The organism is Paenibacillus beijingensis, from assembly GCF_000961095.1.
Lineage (GTDB): Bacteria > Bacillota > Bacilli > Paenibacillales > Paenibacillaceae > Paenibacillus_O > Paenibacillus_O beijingensis.
This window is the reverse complement of record NZ_CP011058.1, coordinates 1,801,409-1,823,173: the sequence shown is the minus strand read 5'-3', so window position 1 is coordinate 1,823,173 and position 21,765 is coordinate 1,801,409. Positions and strand designations below refer to the sequence as shown.

General features: G+C 56.7%; 18 protein-coding genes and 1 pseudogene. 18 read left to right on the top strand and 1 reads right to left on the bottom strand.

Annotated features, from left to right (window positions below; translation table 11 throughout):
* Nucleotides 1-39 precede the first annotated feature (39 nt).
* The 3 genes from VN24_RS08185 to murA all read left to right on the top strand — a co-directional run bounded on the left by VN24_RS08185 (nucleotide 40) and on the right by murA (nucleotide 5,351).
* Complete coding sequence (locus VN24_RS08185) at nucleotides 40-3,306, top strand: S8 family serine peptidase (RefSeq protein ID WP_052702854.1); 3,267 nt, start codon at nucleotides 40-42, stop codon at nucleotides 3,304-3,306.
* Between the two features lie 52 nt (nucleotides 3,307-3,358).
* The gene (locus VN24_RS08180; RefSeq protein ID WP_045669987.1) at nucleotides 3,359-3,610 is read left to right on the top strand and encodes a DUF1146 domain-containing protein; all 252 of its coding nucleotides are present in this window, start codon (nucleotides 3,359-3,361) and stop codon (nucleotides 3,608-3,610) included.
* A gap of 307 nt (nucleotides 3,611-3,917) precedes the next feature.
* Entirely contained in the window at nucleotides 3,918-5,351 is a 1,434-nt protein-coding gene (gene murA / locus VN24_RS08175; protein WP_045669986.1) for a UDP-N-acetylglucosamine 1-carboxyvinyltransferase, read from the top strand.
* 140 nt (nucleotides 5,352-5,491) lie between these two features.
* Here murA and VN24_RS08170 read toward each other — a convergent pair.
* A pseudogene (locus VN24_RS08170) lies at nucleotides 5,492-6,053 on the bottom strand (SDR family oxidoreductase).
* Nucleotides 6,054-6,237: 184 nt separating this feature from the next.
* Here VN24_RS08170 and VN24_RS08165 point away from each other — a divergent pair.
* The 15 genes from VN24_RS08165 (at nucleotide 6,238) to VN24_RS08095 (ending at nucleotide 21,710) form a co-directional block, all read left to right on the top strand.
* The gene (locus VN24_RS08165) at nucleotides 6,238-6,678 is read left to right on the top strand and encodes an Lrp/AsnC family transcriptional regulator (protein ID WP_045669985.1); all 441 of its coding nucleotides are present in this window, start codon (nucleotides 6,238-6,240) and stop codon (nucleotides 6,676-6,678) included.
* Nucleotides 6,679-7,157: 479 nt separating this feature from the next.
* Entirely contained in the window at nucleotides 7,158-8,582 is a 1,425-nt protein-coding gene (gene spoIID / locus VN24_RS26245) for a stage II sporulation protein D (protein WP_052702853.1), read from the top strand.
* A gap of 114 nt (nucleotides 8,583-8,696) precedes the next feature.
* Complete coding sequence (locus tag VN24_RS08155; RefSeq protein WP_045669984.1) at nucleotides 8,697-9,428, top strand: M23 family metallopeptidase; 732 nt, start codon at nucleotides 8,697-8,699, stop codon at nucleotides 9,426-9,428.
* 181 nt (nucleotides 9,429-9,609) lie between these two features.
* Nucleotides 9,610-9,894 carry a sporulation transcriptional regulator SpoIIID gene (spoIIID, locus tag VN24_RS08150; protein WP_045669983.1) on the top strand — a complete coding sequence of 95 codons (285 nt, stop codon included), beginning with the start codon at nucleotides 9,610-9,612 and terminating at the stop codon, nucleotides 9,892-9,894.
* A 99-nt stretch (nucleotides 9,895-9,993) separates the two neighbouring features.
* A complete protein-coding gene (mreB, locus tag VN24_RS08145; RefSeq protein ID WP_045669982.1) occupies nucleotides 9,994-10,998 on the top strand; it encodes a rod shape-determining protein MreB in 1,005 nt (334 codons plus the stop codon).
* Between the two features lie 186 nt (nucleotides 10,999-11,184).
* The gene (locus VN24_RS08140; protein WP_045669981.1) at nucleotides 11,185-12,042 is read left to right on the top strand and encodes a flagellar hook-basal body protein; all 858 of its coding nucleotides are present in this window, start codon (nucleotides 11,185-11,187) and stop codon (nucleotides 12,040-12,042) included.
* A gap of 46 nt (nucleotides 12,043-12,088) precedes the next feature.
* A complete protein-coding gene (locus tag VN24_RS08135; protein WP_045669980.1) occupies nucleotides 12,089-12,940 on the top strand; it encodes a flagellar hook-basal body protein in 852 nt (283 codons plus the stop codon).
* A 17-nt stretch (nucleotides 12,941-12,957) separates the two neighbouring features.
* Nucleotides 12,958-13,308 carry a DNA-directed RNA polymerase subunit beta gene (locus VN24_RS08130; protein WP_045669979.1) on the top strand — a complete coding sequence of 117 codons (351 nt, stop codon included), beginning with the start codon at nucleotides 12,958-12,960 and terminating at the stop codon, nucleotides 13,306-13,308.
* A 792-nt stretch (nucleotides 13,309-14,100) separates the two neighbouring features.
* A complete protein-coding gene (locus tag VN24_RS08125; RefSeq protein WP_045669978.1) occupies nucleotides 14,101-14,343 on the top strand; it encodes a hypothetical protein in 243 nt (80 codons plus the stop codon).
* Between the two features lie 131 nt (nucleotides 14,344-14,474).
* Nucleotides 14,475-14,993, top strand: coding sequence for a CDP-alcohol phosphatidyltransferase family protein (locus tag VN24_RS08120; RefSeq protein ID WP_045669977.1), 519 nt, complete (start codon nucleotides 14,475-14,477; stop codon nucleotides 14,991-14,993).
* Between the two features lie 204 nt (nucleotides 14,994-15,197).
* Complete coding sequence (gene fabZ / locus VN24_RS08115; protein WP_045669976.1) at nucleotides 15,198-15,635, top strand: 3-hydroxyacyl-ACP dehydratase FabZ; 438 nt, start codon at nucleotides 15,198-15,200, stop codon at nucleotides 15,633-15,635.
* A 158-nt stretch (nucleotides 15,636-15,793) separates the two neighbouring features.
* A complete protein-coding gene (locus VN24_RS08110) occupies nucleotides 15,794-17,500 on the top strand; it encodes a phospho-sugar mutase (RefSeq protein ID WP_045669975.1) in 1,707 nt (568 codons plus the stop codon).
* Between the two features lie 12 nt (nucleotides 17,501-17,512).
* A complete protein-coding gene (locus tag VN24_RS08105; protein WP_045669974.1) occupies nucleotides 17,513-19,666 on the top strand; it encodes a DUF5693 family protein in 2,154 nt (717 codons plus the stop codon).
* Nucleotides 19,636-20,898, top strand: a complete 1,263-nt coding sequence (gene csaB / locus VN24_RS08100) for a polysaccharide pyruvyl transferase CsaB (protein ID WP_045669973.1) — start codon at nucleotides 19,636-19,638, stop codon at nucleotides 20,896-20,898. The genes VN24_RS08105 and csaB overlap by 31 nt, the downstream gene beginning before the upstream one ends.
* Before the next feature lie 11 nt (nucleotides 20,899-20,909).
* Nucleotides 20,910-21,710 (top strand): WecB/TagA/CpsF family glycosyltransferase, encoded by an 801-nt coding sequence (locus VN24_RS08095; protein WP_045669972.1) that lies wholly within the window; start codon nucleotides 20,910-20,912, stop codon nucleotides 21,708-21,710.
* The last annotated feature ends 55 nt before the right edge of the window (nucleotides 21,711-21,765 follow it).

Sequence of the window (21,765 nt, the reverse complement as noted above, 5' to 3'; positions counted from 1 at the left end):
AACCTTTTTTAAATAGACTGTTAAGGGGTATCATGAATATTGAAATTATGGATATGTTTATATAGAAGAAAAACGCGCCGCCTGTTCCGGCTGCCAACATACCGCTGCTTGGCGGCGCTGCTGCTGGCGGCGCTGACGCTTGGCGGCGCGCTCGCTCCGGCTGCGCGCGATGCTGCCGCGGACGGGGCATATGCGCCCGCGGCTGCCGCCGGCGCTGCCGGCGGCCGGTTTCAGGAGCCGCGCAGCTGGCTCCTGAAATGGCGCGACCCCGCGCTGGCGAAGCCGCTGCGGGGGACGGCCGTGCTCCGCCGCCAGAGCGAAGCGGCGGTGGACGTTGTCGTGCCCGCGGCCGCGGGCACGGACACAGCCGCGTGGCTGAAGCGGCTGCGCGCGACGCCCGGCGTCGAATATGTGCACCCGAACGAACCGGTACGGGTGCTTGCGGTCGCTGCCGGCGCCGAGTCGGGCCCGCCGGCCGGAGCGGCTTTCTCTGCCGCTGCTGCGGGAAGCCGTTCTGCGTCGGCGCTTGCGGCTGGCGAATCAGAAGCAGCTGAAGCGGCGAGCCAACCGGCTGTCCCGCCGGGCGGCATCGCCTCGAATTCTGCAGACGTGTCCGCGGTCGCCCCTAAGGGAGACTCCGCAGGAGGTGCCACCGCTGAAGCGGCCCCGTCGGGCGCCTCGACTTTGGAGCCTGCAGCCGATTCTAAGGCCGGCATGCCGGGAGCGGCCGCCCCTGCGGCTCTTCCGTCAGGCGGCAGCTCCGCGATGCCTGCAAACAGCTCTGCCGCCGGAGCGAAAGCGGCTCCGGCTAATACGAACGCTGCCGGCGAGACGGCCCCTGTCGGGCCGAACGATCCCGGCTATCCGCAGCAGCGCTATCTGGAGCAGATTGGAGCCGCCGCCGCTTGGCGGACGGTCCGCGAGCAGACAAACTTGACGATTGCCGTTGTCGATACGGGTGCGGATCTCGAACATCCCGATTTGAAGCCGAATCTCGTTCCCGGCGTCAACGTGATTGCCCCGGGCCGGCCGCCGGAGGACGACAACGGGCACGGTACAAGTGTGGCGGGCATTATCGCGGCGGCAGGAAACAACGGCTTCGGCGTAAGCGGCATGCTGTGGAAAGCGAAGCTGATGCCGGTCAAAGCGCTCGATAAGAGCGGTTACGGCGATGAGAGCTCGCTCGGCGAAGGCATTGTGCAGGCGGTCAACAAAGGCGCCCGGATCATCGTGCTGTCGGTCGGGCTGTACCGTTATTCCCCGTATATGCGGGACATCGCGCAGTACGCCGAAAGCTCCGGTGCGCTGCTGATTGCCGCAAGCGGCAACGACGGCGGGCTGTACGGAGCGAAAGCGGCCGTCGAATATCCGGCAGCGTATCCGACCGTGCTTGCCGTCGGCGGCGCGACTCCGTCAGGAAAGCCCGACCCCCGTACCAACAAAGGGCCGGAAATCGATCTGTCGGCATCCTGGGATGTTTACACGACCGCTCTGGGCGGAGGATACCATCACGAGGAAGGCACCTCGATGGCGGCGCCGCAGGCAGCGGCAGCGGCGGCGCTTGTCTGGGCCCAATATCCGGATCTGAAGCCTTACGAGGTGCGGGCGCTGCTGAAGCAAACGGCCAAGGATATCGGGGAACCGGGAGTTGATGACGCAAGCGGCTTCGGGCTGCTGCAGGCGGACCGGGCGCTGACCGAGCCTTACCGGGCAGACCCCCATGAGCCCAGTGAAAGCAGGCAAACAGCGGCGGCAATGCCGCTGGGCAAGACGCTCTCCGGGACGCTCGGAGGAATGCAGGATCGGGACTGGTATGCCGTAAATGCGCCTTATGACGGCATCGTCACGATCCGCTTGCAAAAGCTTTCTTCAGCAGCGGCAGCAACTCCAGCCGTAACGGTAACGATGGATGACGGAAGCGGCAAAGCGGTCACGCACTCCTTAAAGCAAAGCAGCCAGAATCTGGAATGGAACGTTAAAAAAGGAATAAACCGGTTCGGGCTGCAGCTGGCGGGAGACAGCGGCAAAGATGATCTGCCTTATTTGCTGACGCCTTTATTCCGTATGGAAGCGGACGCTTACGAGACGAACGATCAGCAGCCGGAGGCATTCCCGCTGCTGCCTCAATCGGGAACGATTACAGGCACGTTCCATAAGACCGGCGACCGCGACTGGTATGCGGTCCGTTTCAGCGGCAGCGCCGCCGTAAAGCTGACGCTGTCCTCCGATACGATGCGAATCGATCCCGCTCTTGCCATCCGTAAGGAGGGAGCGGATATGACCGAATACGACAAGAACGGAGAAGGTGAAACGGAACAGACGCCGCTCATGCATGTTACCGCCGGTACGTACTACATAAGGGTTCATGACGCTTCTTCACTCAGCGCGAGTCCTGTTGCCGGCATGTATACGCTCGGACTCCAGTTGGCGCCGGAAGACCCTGGCGAGCCGAACGACAAAGCGTCCGAAGCGACAGTGATGCAGGCCGGAGCGGACTATGCCGGCTCATTCGAGCGGGCTGACGATGCGGATTGGTTCCAAATTCAGTTGAACGGAACGAATTTGGCTCATCTGGCGCTGACAGGCGTGCCCAAGGAAAGACAAGTCAGATTGGAGCTGTACGACAAACAGCAGCAGCGTCTTCTTGCCGTACAGACATCGGCCGCCGGGAACGGGTTGTCGTTCGACAAGCTGCTGCCGGAAGGATTGTACTATGTGAAATTAACATCGGTTCATCCTTTCACTTCCAGTTTGTATCATCTGTCGGTAACGGCGGAAACGACTGTTGCCGGTTACCGCGATATTGCCGGCCATTGGGCCCAGGATGCGATTGCAAGCATGACGGCAAAAGGTTGGATGGGAGGAACGGGGAATTACCGCTTTGAGCCTGGCCGCTCCATTACTCGGGCTGAGGCGGCGGCGATGCTGATGAAGGCGGTGACGAACGCTTCCGTCGGATTTTCCCGATTTAAAGATGTGGATAACGGGTATTGGGCTTACGAGGCGATCGGCAGAGCCGCGGGTGCCGGTTGGATCAAAGGCTATCCGGACGGAAGCTTCGCTCCGGATCAGCCGCTTTCCCGAGCTGAGATGGTCGTGATGATGAACGGAGCGTTGCGGCCGGATAATTCCGGGGAGGCTAAAACGGTGTACCGCGATTTGCCGTCTTCGCACTGGGCGGCGCCCGCATTGACGGCGCTGCAGCGCCGGGGTTGGGTCAAAGGCGATGCGGACGGCATGTTTGCGCCGGAGAGGAATGCGACGCGTGCGGAGTTCGCCGCACTGCTGTACAGGGCTTTAACATAAATGAGAAATGCTGAGATAATTAGCGTTTGCAAGAGGGAGAACGAGGTTATTAATGAATACCGATCGAATATGGACTGCTGCAGGCTTAAACGGGCTTTTTTCGATTATTATCGTAATTATAAGCATTTTGCTCGCCTGGTACGTTCTGCAGGAAGTGAAGCTTGAAACCTTTGTGCGCAATCCGAAAAGCCCCAAGGCACGCATTCTGCTGCTGCTCGTGGCTGTCGTTCTCGGTCACCTGTTTGCCGGGTTTATTCTTGACTACTGGGGCTGGACGAGTACGCTCAAATTGCTTGCCGAATAAGCTTCCGCCCGAATGATAACAATAAGTTCAAAAGAACGGAACGAAAACGGCGGCGGCGGGCGAATAAGTATAAGCGTGTTCGCACAGGTGCTGGATGATCTTTACTTATTCTTCACTCATTTTTGATGAAATGGCCGCAAAATTAGTTCTTGTCGATTCCTGTAGACGAGTGTTAAGATGAACTTTGGAAATGCGGCAGGCATGCCTTTATTCGACAACAAACAGGCAATTTCAACTTCATTACGACAACCAATTTTCCGATAATAAAGCGCGATTGAATTTGCAGCGTGCGGAGGGAATTCTAAAGATGAGCAAAATAATCGTCCGCGGAGGCAGAAAGCTGAAGGGAACGGTGCGCGTGCATGGAGCCAAAAATGCCGTGCTTCCCATATTGGCAGCCTCTTTACTTGCAACGGAAGGAGAAAGCGTCATCTGCGACGTTCCCCTCCTCGACGATGTACTTACCATTAAACAAGTGATCGAAACACTGGGTGCCAAAGCTTCTTATGAAGGCGAGAAAATGACCGTGTCGGCTTCAGAGCTGATTTCTTGCGAAGCGCCGTACGAATGGGTGCGCAAAATGCGCGCATCGTTCCTCGTAATGGGACCGCTGCTCGCCCGCCTAGGCCGGGTTCGTATTTCACTGCCGGGGGGCTGCGCAATCGGCACGCGTCCGATCGACCAGCACTTGAAGGGCTTTGAAGCGATGGGCGCGGACATTACGCTCGGCAACGGATTTATCGAAGCAAAAGCTCCGGGCAAATTGAGAGGCGCCAAAATTTATTTGGACGTGGCGAGCGTAGGCGCAACGGAGAACATTATGATGGCCGCTTCGATGGCGGAAGGCACAACGACGATCGACAATGCGGCTAAAGAGCCGGAAATCGTCGATTTGGCGAATTACTTGAACGCGATGGGCGCCAAAATCCGCGGAGCCGGAACCGGCGTGATCCGGATTGAAGGCGTCGATAAGCTCACCGGCGTGACGCACTCGGTCATTCCGGACCGCGTCGAAGCGGGAACGTTTATGATTGCGGCGGCGATCACGGGCGGGGACGTATTTGTCGAAGGCGCGATCGGCGACCATCTGGGCCCGGTTATCGCGAAGCTGCAGGAGATGGGCGTCCGGATTACGGAAGAGGATAACGGACTGCGCGTGCAAGCCGCCGCATCGATGCGCAGCGTCGATGTCAAGACGCTCCCGTATCCCGGATTTCCGACCGATATGCAATCGCAAATGATGGCGCTGCAGCTAGTGTCCGAAGGAACGAGCGTGGTGACCGAAACGGTGTTCGAAAATCGTTTCATGCATGTGGAGGAGTTCAAGAAAATGAACGCCCACATTAAAGTGGAAGGGCGTACCGCCGTTGTGAGCGGCTCATCCAAGCTGCTCGGCGCCAAAGTATGCGCGACGGATTTGCGCGCGGGCGCCGCCCTGATCTGCGCGGGCTTAGCGGCCGAAGGCGAAACGGAAGTTACCGGCCTGCACCATGTGGACCGCGGTTACGTCGACATTGCCGGCAAGCTGGCCGCCCTCGGAGCCGATATCGTACGGGTGGAAGAGGAAGATATCGAGGAAGCGCCGGTGGAAACCGTAACGCTGGCCACCATGTCTCCCGCCGAGGAGCATGCTTCCGAGGACGTTCCGGTAGGAGCGGCTGCTGCGGCATCGGAATCGGACCACAACTACAAGCGGGAGAAAGAAGTGCCCGTAGCGAAGATCCAGGCCACCTGGGTTTAAGCGAAGCAACCGCATAACATGACAAAGGATGCATCCGGCTCGGGTGCATCCGCCGTGTATAAGATGAGAGGAGTCCCGTCACGTGAACGAGGCTCTTTTTTTGTGGAATCAGCGCTTCTCTGAAAAATATGTTGGCTGCCTTAAAGCCTCAAGCCTCCGGACACGTCAATGACTTGGGCGGTGACCCAGCGGCTGTCGGGCGAAGCGAAGAATACGGCTGCATCGGCAATATCGCTTACATGCCCCAAACGGTTTAAGGAGGTCAAGCCGATGGCGAAATTTCGGATTTCCGGCTTTTTCAGCAGCTCAGCGTTGAGATCGGTTTCCGTATAGCCCGGGAGGATTGTATTTAGGGTAATGCCCCGAGTCCCCAAATGCTTGGCCAAAGGAAGAGTCAGCGTATTAAGCGCCCCTTTGGTCATTCCGTAAGCAATGGAACCGGGAAGTGCGATTCGCGTTTCGGCTGACGAGATGTTAATAATGCGTCCTTCATCCCGAATACGCGGCAAAGCTTGCTGAATAATAAAAAAGGGAGCTTTCATATTGACCGCGACAATTTCGTCGAACATCGCCTCCGTCGTATCTTCGATGGTACCTTGCGTACCTATACCCGCGTTGTTGAGCCAACCGGCTTGCAATCGCACGTCCGATTCCCCTGCTTGCGCCTGTCACGAATGCAATTTTTCCTTCCAGATTCCCCATGTTCCTCAACCTTTCTTTCTGCCGGATTTGGGTTCGCAGCCGCGTCATGAATGGCTTGACATCCATTATATTGAATTTTGGCGAAAAACGAAGGTATAATTAAAAACAAAATGTCGATTATGCTTATAATTTATAGATAAAAATAGATATTTTATTATAAAAATAAAGTTTGGAGGAGTCTTTCTTGAAGCCAACCTTGAAGGTAGACGAAATCGATCAGAAAATTATGAGCATGCTGTTTGAGAATGCCCGTATTTCGGTTTCCGAAATAGGGCGGAGCATTGCAATGACACAGCCGGCCGTAAAGGAGCGGATTCACAAGCTCGAGGATCAAGGTGTAATCGCCGCGTACAGAGCCAAATTCGACCCTGCCAAATTAAATAAAGGGATCCAGTCTTTTGTGCTGTTTAAAACAACGCAGTGTGACGATTTCATACGTTTTTGCGAAATGTCTCCGGAGGTTACGGATCTTTACCGGGTAAGCGGGGATTCCAATTATTTGATGAAAGTGATGCTCGACTCCATGGAATCGCTGGGCAGCTTTCTTGATTCATTAATGCAGTTTGGTCTTGCTACTCCGCTCATCGTTCTCAAAACCGCTTTTGAAGATAAAATGACGTTTTGATCTTCTTGACATTTGAGGGCTGCGATAGAATGAGGTCGACAAAAAAAGTAGTTTCGCAGGAATTTTAACGGAGTTGAAAAATAAAAAGAAAAAAGATGTACGAACGCTTGTTTCTCAAAAATCACCCTTCGTTCAGAGCGATGAGATAAACCTTTATCGAGGTCTTTCGAAGATGTGCGACCGCGATTAAAGGTAGGTTTATTCGCCAATAGGAAAGTTCATTTCGACTTCATGCTTTATCGAAATTAAACTTTCCTATGTGGTAAAAACGAACGAACCGGCCAAGGATATCCCCTTGATCGGTTCGTTTTTCGCTTTTAAGCTGAAGAGCCTGATTGATACGACTAAAATCCTGCTTATGGGACAGCCCCTTCTTTTTATCGGCCGCGTTCTATCCTAGCGAATCTCCCTCATAGACTATAAAGAAACTTGTCCCGTCCCTGAGAGATTCTTACCCGGAAAGGAAGGATAGACGAGCGATGAAACGAATGCTGCCTGCAGTTAGAGCGCTGCGCTCCCGGGCTGCCCGCACAAACCGCACCGCCCGCTTGACCCGCACAGTCCGCGCCTCCCATACGATTCCGGCGGACACAAAACCGCAGCGAAAGCCCGAACCCTCCGTTCGCACGTCCCTCGCTTTAATCAGTGCCTTGACCTTGACGGCGATACTGCTGCCCGGCCTGATCGTCAATAAATGGCATCGGCACGATCCTCCGGTCGCGGACCATCCTTATTTGCAGGCCGGGACGCTTGCCCCTTCCGCCGTAATGGGCGGAAACGCCGGGAATGGCGGCGCTGCAAACGAATCGGACGGCGGTCCACCGGCTGCGGGGAGCCAAGAGGGCGCAATGCAAAGCGCCGGACCGGGATCGGCGTCTTCGGGGAATGCCGGCAAGGCGGAGGCACGAAGCGCCGGCCGGACGGGGTCCGCTGCGGCAGCCTCAGGCAACCCGGCCCCGCAAGCTCCCGGCAGCTCCGTACCCGCAGCCTCAAGCAACCCGGCTGCGGCAGCACGTGCCGACGCCAAAACGACAATAAGCGAGCTGGACAAGACGCAAATCCGCATCTATCTGACCAAAGAGAAGCGGATCGAGAAAGTGCCGCTGGAGCTGTACGTACGGGGAGTCGTTGCAGGAGAGATGCCGGTTACATTCGAGCTTGAGGCGCTGAAGGCGCAGGCCATCGCGGCGCGGACGTATATTGTCAGACGGCTGGCATTGCACGAAACGAGCGACATGCCGGTAGACAATGCGGATGTGACCGATACGACGATTCATCAGGTATATGTGCCGGTTGCCGCCTTAATGAAGCGGTGGCCCGCAGAGACACGCCGGACGAATTTGAAGAAGCTGAACGATGCAGTCCGGCAGACGAGAGGGCAGATTATCACTTACGGCGGACAGCCGATCCAGGCGCTTTTTTTCTCCACCAGCAACGGGTATACGGAAAATTCGGAAGACTATTGGAACCATAAAGTACCCTATCTGCGCAGCGTCGCCAGCCCTTGGGACCCCGAAATTTCGCCGTCATATAAAGAGACGGTTACGCTCAGCCTCTCCGAATTTTACCGGAAGCTGGGAGCAAGCGTCGCCGCCCGGCCGGCCATCCGTGTGCTGGAAACGACGGCAGGGCACCGGATTAAAGAGATTGCAGTCGGCGACGAGAGACTGTCCGGCCGCGAGGTTCGCGAGAAGCTTGGTCTTGCTTCCTCTCAGTTCACCTGGAAGATTGACAGGTCCTCGATTCATATTACGACCTACGGCTACGGGCACGGCGTCGGCATGAGCCAATGGGGGGCGGACGGCATGGCGCGGGAGGGCAGCGCAGCCTCTCAAATTCTAGCTCATTATTACAGCGGAACGCGGGTTGAGAAGGCGCTCAAGCTGCCTGCGTTCAAAAGCTGAAAAGCGAGCATGCGGAGAGCCGCGATGCGACTCTTGCAAATTTTACGATAGCAGTTTTCACCTCACGTATAAACCTAGCGAATCTGGCAACAATGGCTAGTGAGGTGATAGCAAATGAATGAAACGAATCAATCGAAGCAAGGCAAAGAAGAAACTCCCAAAACAGTTCTGGGAGGAAGGGCTGCCGTCAAGTCTAGCGGATTGAAAAGGACGCTGTCGAAAAAATGGGTATCTCCAGCAGTGTTCATCGCCGCGGCAGCAATTATCGTAACCTTAATGTGGATCTACCAGGGAGCGGATCAGAAGACTTCGACAACCGAGAGCGCGAGCCCTGCTGAGGTCAGCCAAGGAAGCGATACGAAGACGGGCGGAGAGAAAGCGGCCGAACCGGCGGCAACGATTACAGAATCGCTGCAATGGCCGGTCGCGAGCTTCAAGGACATGAAGGTGCTCACTCCGTTTTATGACGCGAGTGCATCTGAAGAAGAACGTCAGGCTGCAATGGTACAGGAAGGCAACACGTTTGTAGCGAGCACCGGCATCGATATTACCAGCCCGGACGGACTTCCGTTCGATGTTCTGGCATCGGCTGCAGGCAAAGTTACGCTGGTGGACAACCATCCGACAAGCGGCAACGAAGTTGAAATTACGAGCGCGGACGGTCTTGTCACCGTATACCAAAGCTTGAGCGATGTTCAGGTTAAAGTAGGCGACGAGGTGGCGCAGGGTACGGTCATCGCCAAATCCGGCCGCAGCGAAGCGGGCAAAGATCTCGGCAACCATTTGCGCTATACGACGCTGCAAAACGGAGTACCGGTCAATCCGAGCGATCTGATCAAAGAATAACATGAGGTAAACAACGAAAGGGAGGGCCAAAGGCCTTCCCTTTTTGCGCTGCGCCGGTTAAGCAAACGGCTATTTTTGAAAATTATTGCAACATTCGGGCTCGTCACGCTTGGCCATAAAGAATATATACCTGCTCCCCTCATATAATGTACCAAACTATCTCGAGCAGGGAGGCGGGAACGTGCACGATTACATCAAAGAGCGGACCATTAAGATCGGCCGTTGCATTGTAGAAACGAAGCATACGGTCCGGACGATCGCCAAAGAGTTCGGCGTTTCCAAAAGTACGGTGCATAAAGATTTAACCGAGCGGCTGCCGGAAATCAACCCCGATCTGGCGGATCAGGTCAAGCACATTCTCGAGTACCATAAGTCGATTCGCCATTTAAGGGGAGGAGAGGCAACCAAAATCAAATATAAGAAAAGTACGAAAAAACGTGAAGTGATCGCGGCCGGAAAAAGGTAAAAATAATTTTCCATTGAACGAGAGGGATATGAAGATTGTTGGCGAATAATAGGGGTTAGGGGTTTGCCTACATTACTCGCTTGGGGGACTTGAAGTCTAATGTTAAGCAAGGATATCGGGATCGACTTGGGAACGGCTAATGTCTCCATTCACGTGAAAGGGAGGGGCGTCGTACTGGATGAGCCTTCGGTAGTCGCCATTGAAAGTGACACGAAGCGTGTATTGGCAGTAGGAAATGAGGCCTACCGGATGGTCGGACGGACACCAGGCAATATTGTTGCCATCCGGCCTCTTCGCGATGGGGTCATAGCGGATTTTGAAATTACGGAAATTATGCTTAAAGCGTTCATTGACCGGATCGGGGGACGCAGCTGGTACAGCCGGCCGCGCATTTTGATCTGCGCTCCGACAAACATCACCTCTGTCGAACAGAAGGCGATTCGGGAAGCGGCGGAGCGAAGCGGTGCGCGGGAAGTGTATATGGAAGAGGAGCCGAAAGCGGCCGCGATCGGAGCCGGAATGGACATTTACCAACCGAGCGGAAATATGGTGGTGGATATCGGCGGGGGAACGACGGATGTGGCCGTCCTGTCTATGGGCGATGTCGTAACCTCCTCTTCCATTAAGATCGCGGGGGACAAGTTCGATTCCGATATTATGAAATATATCAAGAGCAAGTACAAGCTGCTGATCGGAGAGCGGACAAGCGAGGAAATCAAAATCCGGATCGGAACGGTATACGACGGCGGACGCAAGGAATCGGTCGACATTCGCGGTCGGGATATGGTGACGGGACTTCCGCAGACGATCTCCATTCACTCCGATGAAATCCGCGAAGCGCTGTCGGATTCGGTGGAGTCCATTATCGCCGCCGCCAAATCGGTGCTGGAACAGACGCCGCCGGAGCTGTCGGCGGACATCGTCGACCGCGGCGTTATTTTAACGGGCGGGGGCGCGCTGCTCGACGGTCTGGACCTGCTGCTGGCGGAACAGCTTAAAGTTCCGGTGCTGGTGGCGGAAGATGCGATGCACTGCGTTGTGAAAGGGACAGGCGTCATGCTGGACAACCTGGATAAAAGGGCCCACAGCAAGATCCGCTTTTAGCTTTCTTGCGGACAAGCCTTAACAGGCCGAAAGACCGACAACAAACAGAAATTACGCGGGTAGGGCGCTTGGGGGAGCGTGCCGAGGCGTAACTTAGGTCTTTCGGCTTAGGGTGGACATCTTCAAGCCGGCCGTCCATTTGCCGATAATTAAAAGTACAATGACGGTTAACCGGAGGTACTTCATATGCTTAGAGGCCTATATACGGCGGCGGCGGGCATGGTCGCCCAGCAGCGCGTTCACGACACCGTGACGAACAACATCGCCAACATCAATACGCCGGGGTACAAGCAGTCCGCTGCACTCACCCGGTCCTTTCCGGAAATGCTGCTTTCGTTAACGGGAGTGGAGAACGAGCCGCCCGCAGCGGTCGGGCGTTTGGCCAGCGGCGTCATGGCCGAGGAAAGCGTTCCGATTCAGCGCCAGGGCGATCTGATGAAGACGGATAAGCCGCTCGATTTTGCGATCGTATCCCATATTCAGGTGCCCGGCGTTACGTTCGACGGTTCGGGCAAATCGGTTGCGCAGGACGGAACGGTGACATTCGAGCCGCAGGCTTATTTCACGTTGCGGAATGCGGACGGCGAAGCCCGCTATACGCGCGGAGGGCAGTTCTCGCTGAACGAGGACGGTTACCTCGTTACCGCGGACGGAGCGGAGGTTATTGGAGGCGGCGGTCAGCCGCTCCGATTTGCCGTCGGAACGAATGCCGCCGATCTGAAGCTCGGACCGGGAAACCGGTTCTATAACGGAACGGTCGATACCGGCCAAGCTTTGCTCATCAGCCGCATCGATAATCCGAACGATCTCGTTCGCGAAGGAGACGGCAAATTCCGGCTGGAAGGCGACGCCCCGGCAAGACCGGTAACGGCCGGCGAAGGGGCCGACGTGCAGCAAGGGTATATTGAACGGTCGAATGTCGATGCCGCACAGTCGATGGTCGATTTGATGACGGCGCTCCGTGCATACGAAGCGAATCAGAAAGTGGTTCAATACTACGACCAGAGCCTAGACAAAGCGGTCAATTCCGTCGGCAGAGTGTAGCGGTTGTTGACATATCGAAACGGAACAAGCGGGGAGAGGAACGGATTTGAACAGCTCGATCATTACGGCATCGGTATCGATGGGCGGTTTGCAGAAGAAGCTTGACCTTATTGCCGACAATATTGCCAATGTGAATACGGTCGGTTATAAACGCAAAGACTCCACCTTTGAAGATCTGCTAACCAGCTTCAAACAGCAGCCCGAAGAATTCCGGCAGGACGGCCGGATGTCTCCGCTCGGGTACGGGAGGGGATGGGGTTCCCGTTTTGTGCAGACAGGCCCCGATATGACGCAGGGAACGTTCAAGGAGACCGGCATGGCTACCGATGTGGCGATCGGCGGGAGAGCGCTGTTCGAGGTCGCAACGGACCTTGCAGGCGGCAGAGCGTACACTAGAAACGGCGCTTTTGAATTGACGAAGAACGAAAACGGTGTTACGATACTGGGAACCCAGGAAGGTTATCCGGTAATGGCGGTAACGGGTACGGATGCCGCAACGGGACAGCCCGTTGAAGGTCCGGTTGCAATCCCGGACGGCTATCGGCTTGCGATCGATTCCGAAGGGGTCATAACAGGCGTGAACGCTGCGGGAGATAGGCTGCCGCTTGGACGTTTGAAGCTGGTGGAACCAGTCCGGCCGGAGGAACTGTCTCCGACCGCGAACAATTTGTTCAACGTTCCCGCCGGTGTGAATCGCGGCGATATTTTGCGGGATTTCGGTCCGGACGCTGCGGACGGCATCACGGTCCGGCAAGGATTTTTGGAGCAGTCCAACGTCGATCTGACGCAAGAGATGACGGATTTAATGAATGTACAGCGCGCTTATCAATTGGTCGCCCGGGCGATCTCGTCAAGCGATACGATGCAGTCGCTTGCCAACAATATGCGCGGTTCCTAAAGATAGGATGATGAATAATGAGCAATAAATCGGAAGGAGTCCGGCTCTCCGGCCGTGACGTGTTAAGAGCGGAGGAAGAGCGGGATTACGGCAGGAGCGCATCCCGCGCCCGGTCCGGGAATAAGGAGCCTGATACTGCCCCGCAGACGGGCGGCGTCCGGTCGAAAGAAAGGCAGTCCGCAAAGAAACGGCGCAGGTTTACGGTGCTCTGGTTCGTCAAGAAAAGCATTGTTCCGCTTCTATGGATTTTGGGCTTGTTTGCCGGAATGTACGTCGGCTATATCTATCTCGGTAAAGGTAATCCGTCCGAAGTGTTCGAGGTTTCGACTTGGAAGCATATGTTCGATCTGATTTTTTCCGATTCCTAAAAAAGCTGATACCCGCCATGGGGTGTCGGCTTTTTTAGATACCGGTGAAAAGATCGCCGCTGCGCGGCTGGTTAGGCTTCCGATCGCTGTTGTCCGTTGGATTTCTTAATTTTAGAACCGATCTAAAGGTAGAAATCCACGGACAAAGGCGAACGCTGCCGCTTCTCCAGAACGACCGCTCACTCCGCTCTCCTTTTTCATAGGGGTGGAACAGACGCGGCTGCGCGAGAGGAGCGCTTGCCGCCTGAAGCAGCATCTCCTCGTCAATAAAAGCGCGGATCAAGCACTTACTTCAGCTGAGCTTTCTTGCAGAAAGTTTTCGGGCAAAGAAACAATTCCTGAATAGTTTTCGCTGACAAAGCGGAGTCGGAGGTGAACGAGAGATGGGGGGCGGCGTCAAAGAGCGATAAATTGCAATGGCTATCCACTGAAAGCTATTTATACGAAGGAAATTCGGGTTTGGACGAAGCGCGTTACAAAAAACAGGAAGTAGACCAAAAAACGAACCGGCCAAGGATCGCCCCTTGATCGGTTCGTTTTACTTTTTGAAGCTGAAGGACTTCATTGATACGATAAAAACCTACTTCTGGGAAAGTCCCTTTTGATGGTCGATTAACCTTTCACTGTGACGCGCATGCTGACCGTCTTGCCGTTGAATACGGCTTTGATGACGGCGGTTGCTCTTTCAGCTTCAGCGTTAGGCTGGAGCGGGGAGCGAGCTGGATGAGCGATTCATACGGGGATTGTACGGTTAAGGTAATCGTAGCGGACTGTCCCCGGTAAGTTCCTTTAATGACGGCGGTCCCGGCACCGGCCAGCGTGACGGTTCCTTTATCGGCGGAGGCAACCGCAGCGTCGGAGCTGGTTCATGCCGCGTCTTCGCTCAAATCCGTGCCGGAGCTGCCGTTCATGCCGAGCAGTCCGAGCTCCAGCTCCTCACCAAGCGTGACGTTCAGCTTAGGCGGCGCAGCGGCGGATGAGCTGTCACGGCTCCAAAAAGGAAATAATGAAGAGAAGCCGAAAAATTTTTTTTAAAACATATCGCCTAAATGCTTCCTGATTTGGGGGATCCCGAAAGAGGGCGGAGTTTTTTTTTTCATAGGGTAGAGGTATAATAACGTGAGAAACTTTGCAGCAGCAGGATAAGGGGGAGAGAGGAAGAACGAATGAATCTGCCGAACTTGCTTACTTCGATTCGGTTTCTTTTAATACCCGTTTACGTTGTCGTATTTATGAACGGGCAGTTGATTTCTTCTTTCCTCATTATGACTGCTGCGGGGCTGACCGATATTCTTGACGGCTATATTGCCCGTAAGAGAGGACAGATCACCCGAATCGGCATTTTGCTGGATCCGCTTGCCGATAAACTGATGCTGATTACAGTCGTCTTGTCCTTAATGTGGACGGAGATGATCCCTTGGAGCGCGGCTGTTCTCATGTTTGTCCGGGATCTGACGATGATTGCGATCGCCGCCTTTTTTCACTTTCGGGGAAGAATGCCGACTCCCGCCAACCGGCTCGGCAAAGCGACGACGGCGCTGTATTATGCTGCGATCATGCTCATCTTTTTCCGGGCGCCTTACGGAACGGCGCTTTTGTGGGCGGCTGTCGCAAGCTCGTATGTTTCGTCATTCGTCTATTTGCTGGCGCACCGGAAAGGCAACGAACAGAGCGACAAGGCATAACCATGAGCGAACGAAATGGAAAAAAGGACAGTCCGCCGGCGCTTTCGGTCCGGCTGGCGCTGTCCCTTATCTTAACCTTCGCGACCTGCAGGTTCGCGAAGGACAGTTATAGTTTAACTTGGATTCCGTTAATTTATACGGCGGAATTCCGGTGAACCATATAAATGAAGATGGCGAATGCCGTCCAATTTAAGGAGTTGTGACATGCTCGATATTCAAGAGATTATGAAGATTATTCCACACCGGCAGCCTTTTTTGCTCATCGATCGTATTTTAGAGGTGGAGGACGGAAAAAGAGCGGTCGGTCTGAAAAACGTGACGATGAACGAACCTTTTTTTCAAGGACATTTTCCGGAGTTCCCGGTCATGCCCGGCGTTCTCATTACGGAAGCGCTCGCACAGGTGGGTGCCGTCGCGATTCTGAAAGTGGAGGAAAACCGGGGCAAGCTGGCCATGTTCGCCGGCATCGACAACTTCCGCTTCCGGGGTCAGGTACTGCCGGGCGATACGCTTCTGCTGGAAGTGGAGATTACGCGTCTGAAAGGCATCGTCGGCAAAGGCCGGGCTACGGCTCGTGTAGGCGAAAAAGTGGTGGCCGAAGGCGAGATTATGTTTGCGCTCACGAACCCGGCGCAGTCTTAAAGCCCGATTCGTGTCCAATTTCAAGTACATAACAAGCAAGCGATGATGTGCACAACCAAGTGCAGCGCCCGAAAGCTTTTGCAGGCTCCGGGCGGAGCAGCTCTGATAATTCTATATTCAGCACCTACCCCATCATAATGAAGGCGAGGAATTAGACCATGTCGCAAACAAACGCTAAAGAACGTTACGAGGCTTGGCTGTCAGATGCGCTGATCGATAATGAGACGAAGGAGGAGCTTCGCGGCATCGCGGGACAGGATAAGGAAATCGAAGACCGTTTTTACCGTGATCTGGAATTCGGAACCGGCGGGCTTCGCGGCGTAATGGGCGCGGGCACGAACCGGATGAACGCATATACGGTCGGAAAGGCGACGCAAGGGCTTGCCGCCTGGCTGCTCACCCAATCCGGCACTCCTTCGGTTGTCATCGCGCATGATTCCCGCAACAATTCCCCGGAATTTGCGCTCGATGCGGCGCTGGTGCTCGCTGCAAACGGAGTGACAACCTATCTGTTCCCTTCGCTGCGCCCGACTCCACAGCTTTCGTATTCGGTACGGCTGGTGAACGCTACCGGCGGCATCGTCATTACGGCCAGCCACAATCCGCCGGAATATAACGGCTACAAAGTTTACGGAGCGGACGGATGCCAGCTGGTGCCGCACGAAGCCGAGCAGGTCATTGCGTCGATTCAAAATGTAAGCAGCTTCGGAGAGGTAAAGCGCATGACGCGCGAGGAAGCGGAGGCGCAAGGTTTGCTGCGCTGGCTCGGGGAGGAGGAAGACCGGAAGTTCGTGGAAACGGTGGCGGCCCAGAGCCAGAACAGCAAGCTGCTGAAGGAAGGGCTCGGCAAACGCGTCAACGTCATCTATACGCCGCTGCACGGAGCAGGCAACCTCCCCGTCCGCAACGTGCTCGCGCATGTCGGATTCGACAACGTTCAAATCGTGGCGGAGCAGGAACAGCCGGACGGATATTTTTCCACCGTCAAATCGCCGAATCCCGAGGAGCGCGAAGCGTTCACGCTGGCGATCAAGCTGGGCCAGGAGACCGGAGCGGACATTATTATCGGCACCGATCCCGACTGCGACCGTATGGGAGCCGTCGTGAAAGACAACGAAGGAAAATATGTCGTGCTGTCGGGCAACCAGTCCGGCGCTTTAATGGTCAACTATGTGCTGAGCCAGCTGAAGGAGCGCGGGGAACTGCCGGCGAACGGCGCCGTCATCAAGACGATCGTCACCAGCGAGATGGGAGCCGACATTGCCCTTTCCTACGGGGCAACCGTGTTTAATACGTTGACGGGCTTTAAATATATCGGGGAAAAAATGACGGAATTCGAGCGTACGGGCTCGCACTCCTTCCTGTTCGGCTACGAGGAGAGCTACGGTTATTTGACCGGCACGTACGCCCGCGACAAAGATGCGGTTGTGGCCTCGCTGCTCATTTGCGAAGCGGCCGCTTATTATAAAAATCAAGGAAAAACGCTGTACGATGTGCTGCTGGAGCTGTACGAGAAGTTCGGCACGTATCTGGAAGGATTGGAATCGCGCACGCTGAAAGGATTCGACGGCGTTCAGAAGATCGGCGCCATTATGGAGCATTTCCGCTCCCAGCCTCCTGCCGACATATCCGGCGTGAAAGTGGAGAAAGTGCTCGATTACAGCCTCGGGCTGGACGGACTGCCGAAAGAAAACGTGCTGAAATTTATGCTGGAGGACGGTTCCTGGTTCTGCCTGCGCCCATCGGGGACGGAACCGAAAATTAAAGTGTATTTTGCGGTACGCGGGGGTTCGCCGGAAGAAGCGAAGACATCGCTTGCGAGCTTGACCAATACGGTAATGGAACAGGTGGACAACCTAGCATAAGGAGAGGTGTAAGTGCTTCATTCATGGCAGCAATGGAACCGCGCTGCGAAACGGTGGTTGTGGGCGTTGACGCTGATCGGCGTCATCGCCGCGATCCCGCTGGGAGCGACGCGGTGGCAGATGGAAAAAACATCGAAGCAAATCGAGTATGTGTTCGATTATTCAGATCTGGTGCAAATCGCATCGTATCAGGCGCAGCCCGCCGAGTTTATGGCCAAGCAGCTGGAGCGGATGAAGCAGGCCGGCATCGGGACGATGTCGGTGTATGAGAGCCGGCTCGACGAACTGGAAACCGCGGGGCGCCTGACGCTTTACGACGAGCGCGAAGCGGCGCTGATGCAGAACCGCCCGCTCCCGGCCGGTCAGCAGTTTACTTACCTGCTGTTCGCGGGCGATGCCGAGCAAGCCGCGCTGCAGCCGCTTATCGAGCGGACGTTCAGTGCAAGCGGAATCGCTTATCGCGCATGGACGTACGCCGGACAAAAAGGGCTTGTGCTGGAAACGCCTTTTCAGAATGCCGTCCTCAAAACGATGCCGCCGGATCCGCTGGCTTTGCAGACGCTGCATGAGCAGGGGTTCCGCATTTTGCCGCGCCTATCCGACCGGATCCGCCCTTATAACCAGGCGGACACGGATGCGATGCTGGCGGAGTTCAAATCGCTCGGCGTCAGCCGTATTCTGTTCGACGGGGATGCGGTGAAAGGATTTAACGACAACGCGGACCTCAGAAGCCTTTATGGATTCGGAGAGCTTCTCAATAAATACGGAATCGGCATCACGGCGATCGAAGGCTTGAAAAAACCTCAGCAAGGTTTGAATACGCTCGCTTATCTGACGCATTATAACGTTACGAGGCTGTATTCGCTTTCGGACAGAGACGCCGCCGCGATGAAGCCGGATGCGATTGTCGACCGTTTCCTGCTGGCCGCGAAAGACCGCAGCATCCGGATGTTTTATTTAAACGGCGCTCCATCCGCCAGTTTGGATAAGGGCGGGATTGTCGATCCGCTTGATAATTTGTACAAGGCGATCGGCGGGCCGGACGGGGCCGTCCAGAAGCTCAGCTCGTTCGGCTTCCCGGCCGGTCAGGCGGAGCCGTTTGAACGGTCTGCGCCGGGCTGGAACAAATATGCGAAAATGGTTGTGTGCCTGGGGGCGGTCAGTCTCATTGCTCTGCTCGTCGGCGCCTTCTTCGAGAACCTGCTGCTCGCCGCATTTGCGCTCGGGCTGCTCGGCAGCGCCGCCCTGTATGTGCTGTCGACGTCGATCCTGGAGCAGGGATTGGCGCTTGGGGCAGGCATCAGCGCGCCGACGCTCGGCCTTATTTGGGCGATGAACCGGGTGCGCGCCCATACCGACGGCCCGCGCCGTTATGTGGGCGCCGGAGACTGGGCGGCGCGCGGCGAAGGCGGCGCGGCAGAAGCGGACGCCGCCGCGGCAAATGCGCCTTCCATGCGCAAGCAAATCGGGCTGAAATGGATTTTCCCGGGGCTTTCCCCCGGCCGCAGAATGCTGATGGCGATCATGCTGTTCATCGTCACAGCCCTTATTTCGATGATCGGGATTCCGTTTGTGTTCGGTCTGCTGAACAACATTACGTACAGTCTTGTCCTTCAGCAGTTCCGCGGCGTAAGCCTGCTGCATCTGGCGCCGATTGCGCTGGTTGCGCTTTATATTATTTTGTTCACCGGGCAGTCCGCCTGGGTCAATCTGCGCAAGCTGCTTGCGATGAACATTACGGTGCTCTGGGTTGCGGCCGCCGGCATTCTCGGCGTGGCGGGCTTGTACTATTTGTCGCGTACGGGCAACGCGGGCACCGCTTCCGCACTGGAGCTGATGTTCCGGAACGCGCTTGAGCAGACGTTCGGCGTACGGCCGCGGACGAAAGAATTTTTGCTCGCGCATCCAGTATTTCTGCTCGGATTGTTCCTTGCGCTTCGATATCGGGCGGCCTGGGTATTGCTTATCGTAGGTTCGATCGGGCAGCTGTCGATGGTTGATACGTTTGCCCATATTCATACGCCGCTGCACATTTCGCTCATCCGCATTCTGCTCGGACTTGGATTCGGTGCCGTCATCGGCATCGTGCTGATCGGAATTTGGCAGCTTGCGGAGGCGGTATGGAGGCGATCGTTATGGAAGCACGTTCCGAAGTCCGGCGCATAGCGATCTCCGGTTATTACGGATTCCGCAACAGCGGCGACGAAGCGGTGTTGAAGTCGATTTTGCTGGCGCTGGAAGAGGAAGGCCGGGAGCAGGGCATCCGGATTGAGCCGGTCGTGCTCTCATCGGACCCGGACTGGACGAGCCGGATGTACGGGGTGGAGGCCGCCCACCGGATGCGTCCGGCCGAGCTGCTGGGGGCAATCCGCAGCTGCGACGGGCTCATCAGCGGCGGGGGCAGCCTGCTGCAGGATGCGACGGGCGGCATGACGATCCCGTATTATACCGGCGTCATGAAGCTGGCGCAGCTGCTCGGCAAGCCGACGTTTGTGTACTCGCAGGGCGTCGGCCCGGTGAACAGCCGCCGGATGGATCCGCTGATCCGCCATGTGATGCGGCGCAGCGCGTATGTTTCGGTGCGGGACGCCGAGTCCGCCCAGCTGCTTGGGCGGATCGGCGTCCCGGCGGACCGGATCGAGATCGTTCCCGATCCGGTCATGGGGCTGCCGCTGCCGGATGAGGCGGCAGCGGCAGGAGCCGCGCCGCGCGGCGATGCCGGCGCGGCGGAAAGCGGCGCAGCCGCCGGGAGCGAAGCTCCGGCGGCGGGCGGCGGCGCGCAGCCGGGCGGCCCCGGCGCGCGGGCCGCGGGCGCGGCTGCGCCGGATGCGCGGCCGGCGGCGGTGCCGCTGGTCGGCGTGTCCCTGCGCCATTGGCGCAAGGACGGGGCCGACCTGGCCCGCGCCGCGGAGGCGCTCGCCGCGCTGGCACGCCGCCGCGCGGTGCGCCTGCGGTTCCTGCCGTTCCACAGCCCGGGCGATGCGGAAGCATCGCGCCAAGTGATGGAACGGCTTGAAGCCCTCGGCGCCGGCGGCTGCTCCGAGCTCGCCGCGCCGGGACACGACCCCCGCCAAATGCTGGCGGAGGTCAGCCGCTGCGATTTGCTGTTCGGCATGCGGCTGCATGCCCTCATCTACGCGGCCAATCAATCCGTTCCGATGATCGGTTTATCGTACGATCCGAAGATCGATGCCTTTCTGCAGCGGCTTGGCGAGCGGCCGGCCGGCACAACGGAGTCGCTCGCGGCCGAGCCGTTCGCGGATGCGGCCGAGCGGCTGCTCGATTCCGGCGAAGAGTGGCGGGCGGTGCACGCACCGGCCATTGCGGAGCTGAAGCGGGAAGCGCGCAGACCCGCGCAACAAATCGTACAGTATTTGCGTCATAGAACAACGAGGTGACTTAGCCTTATATGGAAACAAATGTATCTACAGTCCGCAGTTCAGCTGCTGCGGCTGAGCCCTTTTCGACCGTGCCGATCTTCGGCGTCGAATTTTCCAAAATGGGAATGAATGAAACGGTCCGCTATTTGACGGACGTCATTGAACGTCGGCAGCCGACGCAAGTGATTACGGCCAATCCGATCATGGTGATGTCGGCGCTTGAAAATCCGGCCTATATGAACATGATGCAGCAGGCCGATCTCATCGTGCCGGACGGCGCGGGCGTTGTCTGGGCCGCCGGTTATGTCGGCGAGCCGGTAGCCGAGCGGGTGCCCGGCTTCGACCTGATGCACCGTCTTCTACGGGAAGGCGAGAGCCGCGGCTGGTCGGCGTATTTGCTCGGCACGACGCAGGAAGTCATTGAAGAGGCGGCGCGAAATTTACAGGCCAAATTTCCGGGCATCCGGATCGCGGGTGTCCGCGACGGCTTCTTCGGCGCCTCCGAGGACGAAGAAGTCGTCGCCGCAATCCGCGCGGCAGCGCCCGACATGCTGTTTGTGGCCCGCTCGGCCGACAAACAGGAGCCGTGGCTGGCGCGTTACAAGCACGAGCTTGGCGTTCCACTGCTGATGGGCGTGGGCGGCAGCTTCGACATTATCGCCGGCAAGCTGAAGCGGGCGCCGGTCGTATTCCAAAAGCTGCGGCTGGAGTGGTTTTACCGGCTGCTGCAGCAGCCGTCGCGTTATAAAAGAATGCTTGTTTTGCCGAAATTCGCCGTGAAAGTGATGCGCGAGAAAGAAAACGTTACAAAACGCACTCCGAAACCGTAATATGCCCAAAAACCGTTGAAATCGCCGGAAAACGACGTTGGAGTTTCTTTTTCAA

Excerpts from the sequence above, each read along its gene's own strand:
- VN24_RS08125 (WP_045669978.1), top strand. The coding sequence starts at position 14,101 with ATGACGGCGGTCCCGGCACCGGCCAGCGTGACGGTTCCTTTATCGGCG.
- VN24_RS08110 (WP_045669975.1), top strand. The coding sequence starts at position 15,794 with ATGTCGCAAACAAACGCTAAAGAACGTTACGAGGCTTGGCTGTCAGAT.
- VN24_RS08155 (WP_045669984.1), top strand. The coding sequence starts at position 8,697 with ATGAATGAAACGAATCAATCGAAGCAAGGCAAAGAAGAAACTCCCAAA.
- VN24_RS08120 (WP_045669977.1), top strand. The coding sequence starts at position 14,475 with ATGAATCTGCCGAACTTGCTTACTTCGATTCGGTTTCTTTTAATACCC.
- VN24_RS08130 (WP_045669979.1), top strand. The coding sequence starts at position 12,958 with ATGAGCAATAAATCGGAAGGAGTCCGGCTCTCCGGCCGTGACGTGTTA.
- VN24_RS08095 (WP_045669972.1), top strand. The coding sequence starts at position 20,910 with ATGGAAACAAATGTATCTACAGTCCGCAGTTCAGCTGCTGCGGCTGAG.
- mreB (WP_045669982.1), top strand. The coding sequence starts at position 9,994 with ATGTTAAGCAAGGATATCGGGATCGACTTGGGAACGGCTAATGTCTCC.
- VN24_RS08140 (WP_045669981.1), top strand. The coding sequence starts at position 11,185 with ATGCTTAGAGGCCTATATACGGCGGCGGCGGGCATGGTCGCCCAGCAG.
- murA (WP_045669986.1), top strand. The coding sequence starts at position 3,918 with ATGAGCAAAATAATCGTCCGCGGAGGCAGAAAGCTGAAGGGAACGGTG.
- fabZ (WP_045669976.1), top strand. The coding sequence starts at position 15,198 with ATGCTCGATATTCAAGAGATTATGAAGATTATTCCACACCGGCAGCCT.
- spoIID (WP_052702853.1), top strand. The coding sequence starts at position 7,158 with ATGAAACGAATGCTGCCTGCAGTTAGAGCGCTGCGCTCCCGGGCTGCC.
- VN24_RS08180 (WP_045669987.1), top strand. The coding sequence starts at position 3,359 with ATGAATACCGATCGAATATGGACTGCTGCAGGCTTAAACGGGCTTTTT.
- csaB (WP_045669973.1), top strand. The coding sequence starts at position 19,636 with ATGGAAGCACGTTCCGAAGTCCGGCGCATAGCGATCTCCGGTTATTAC.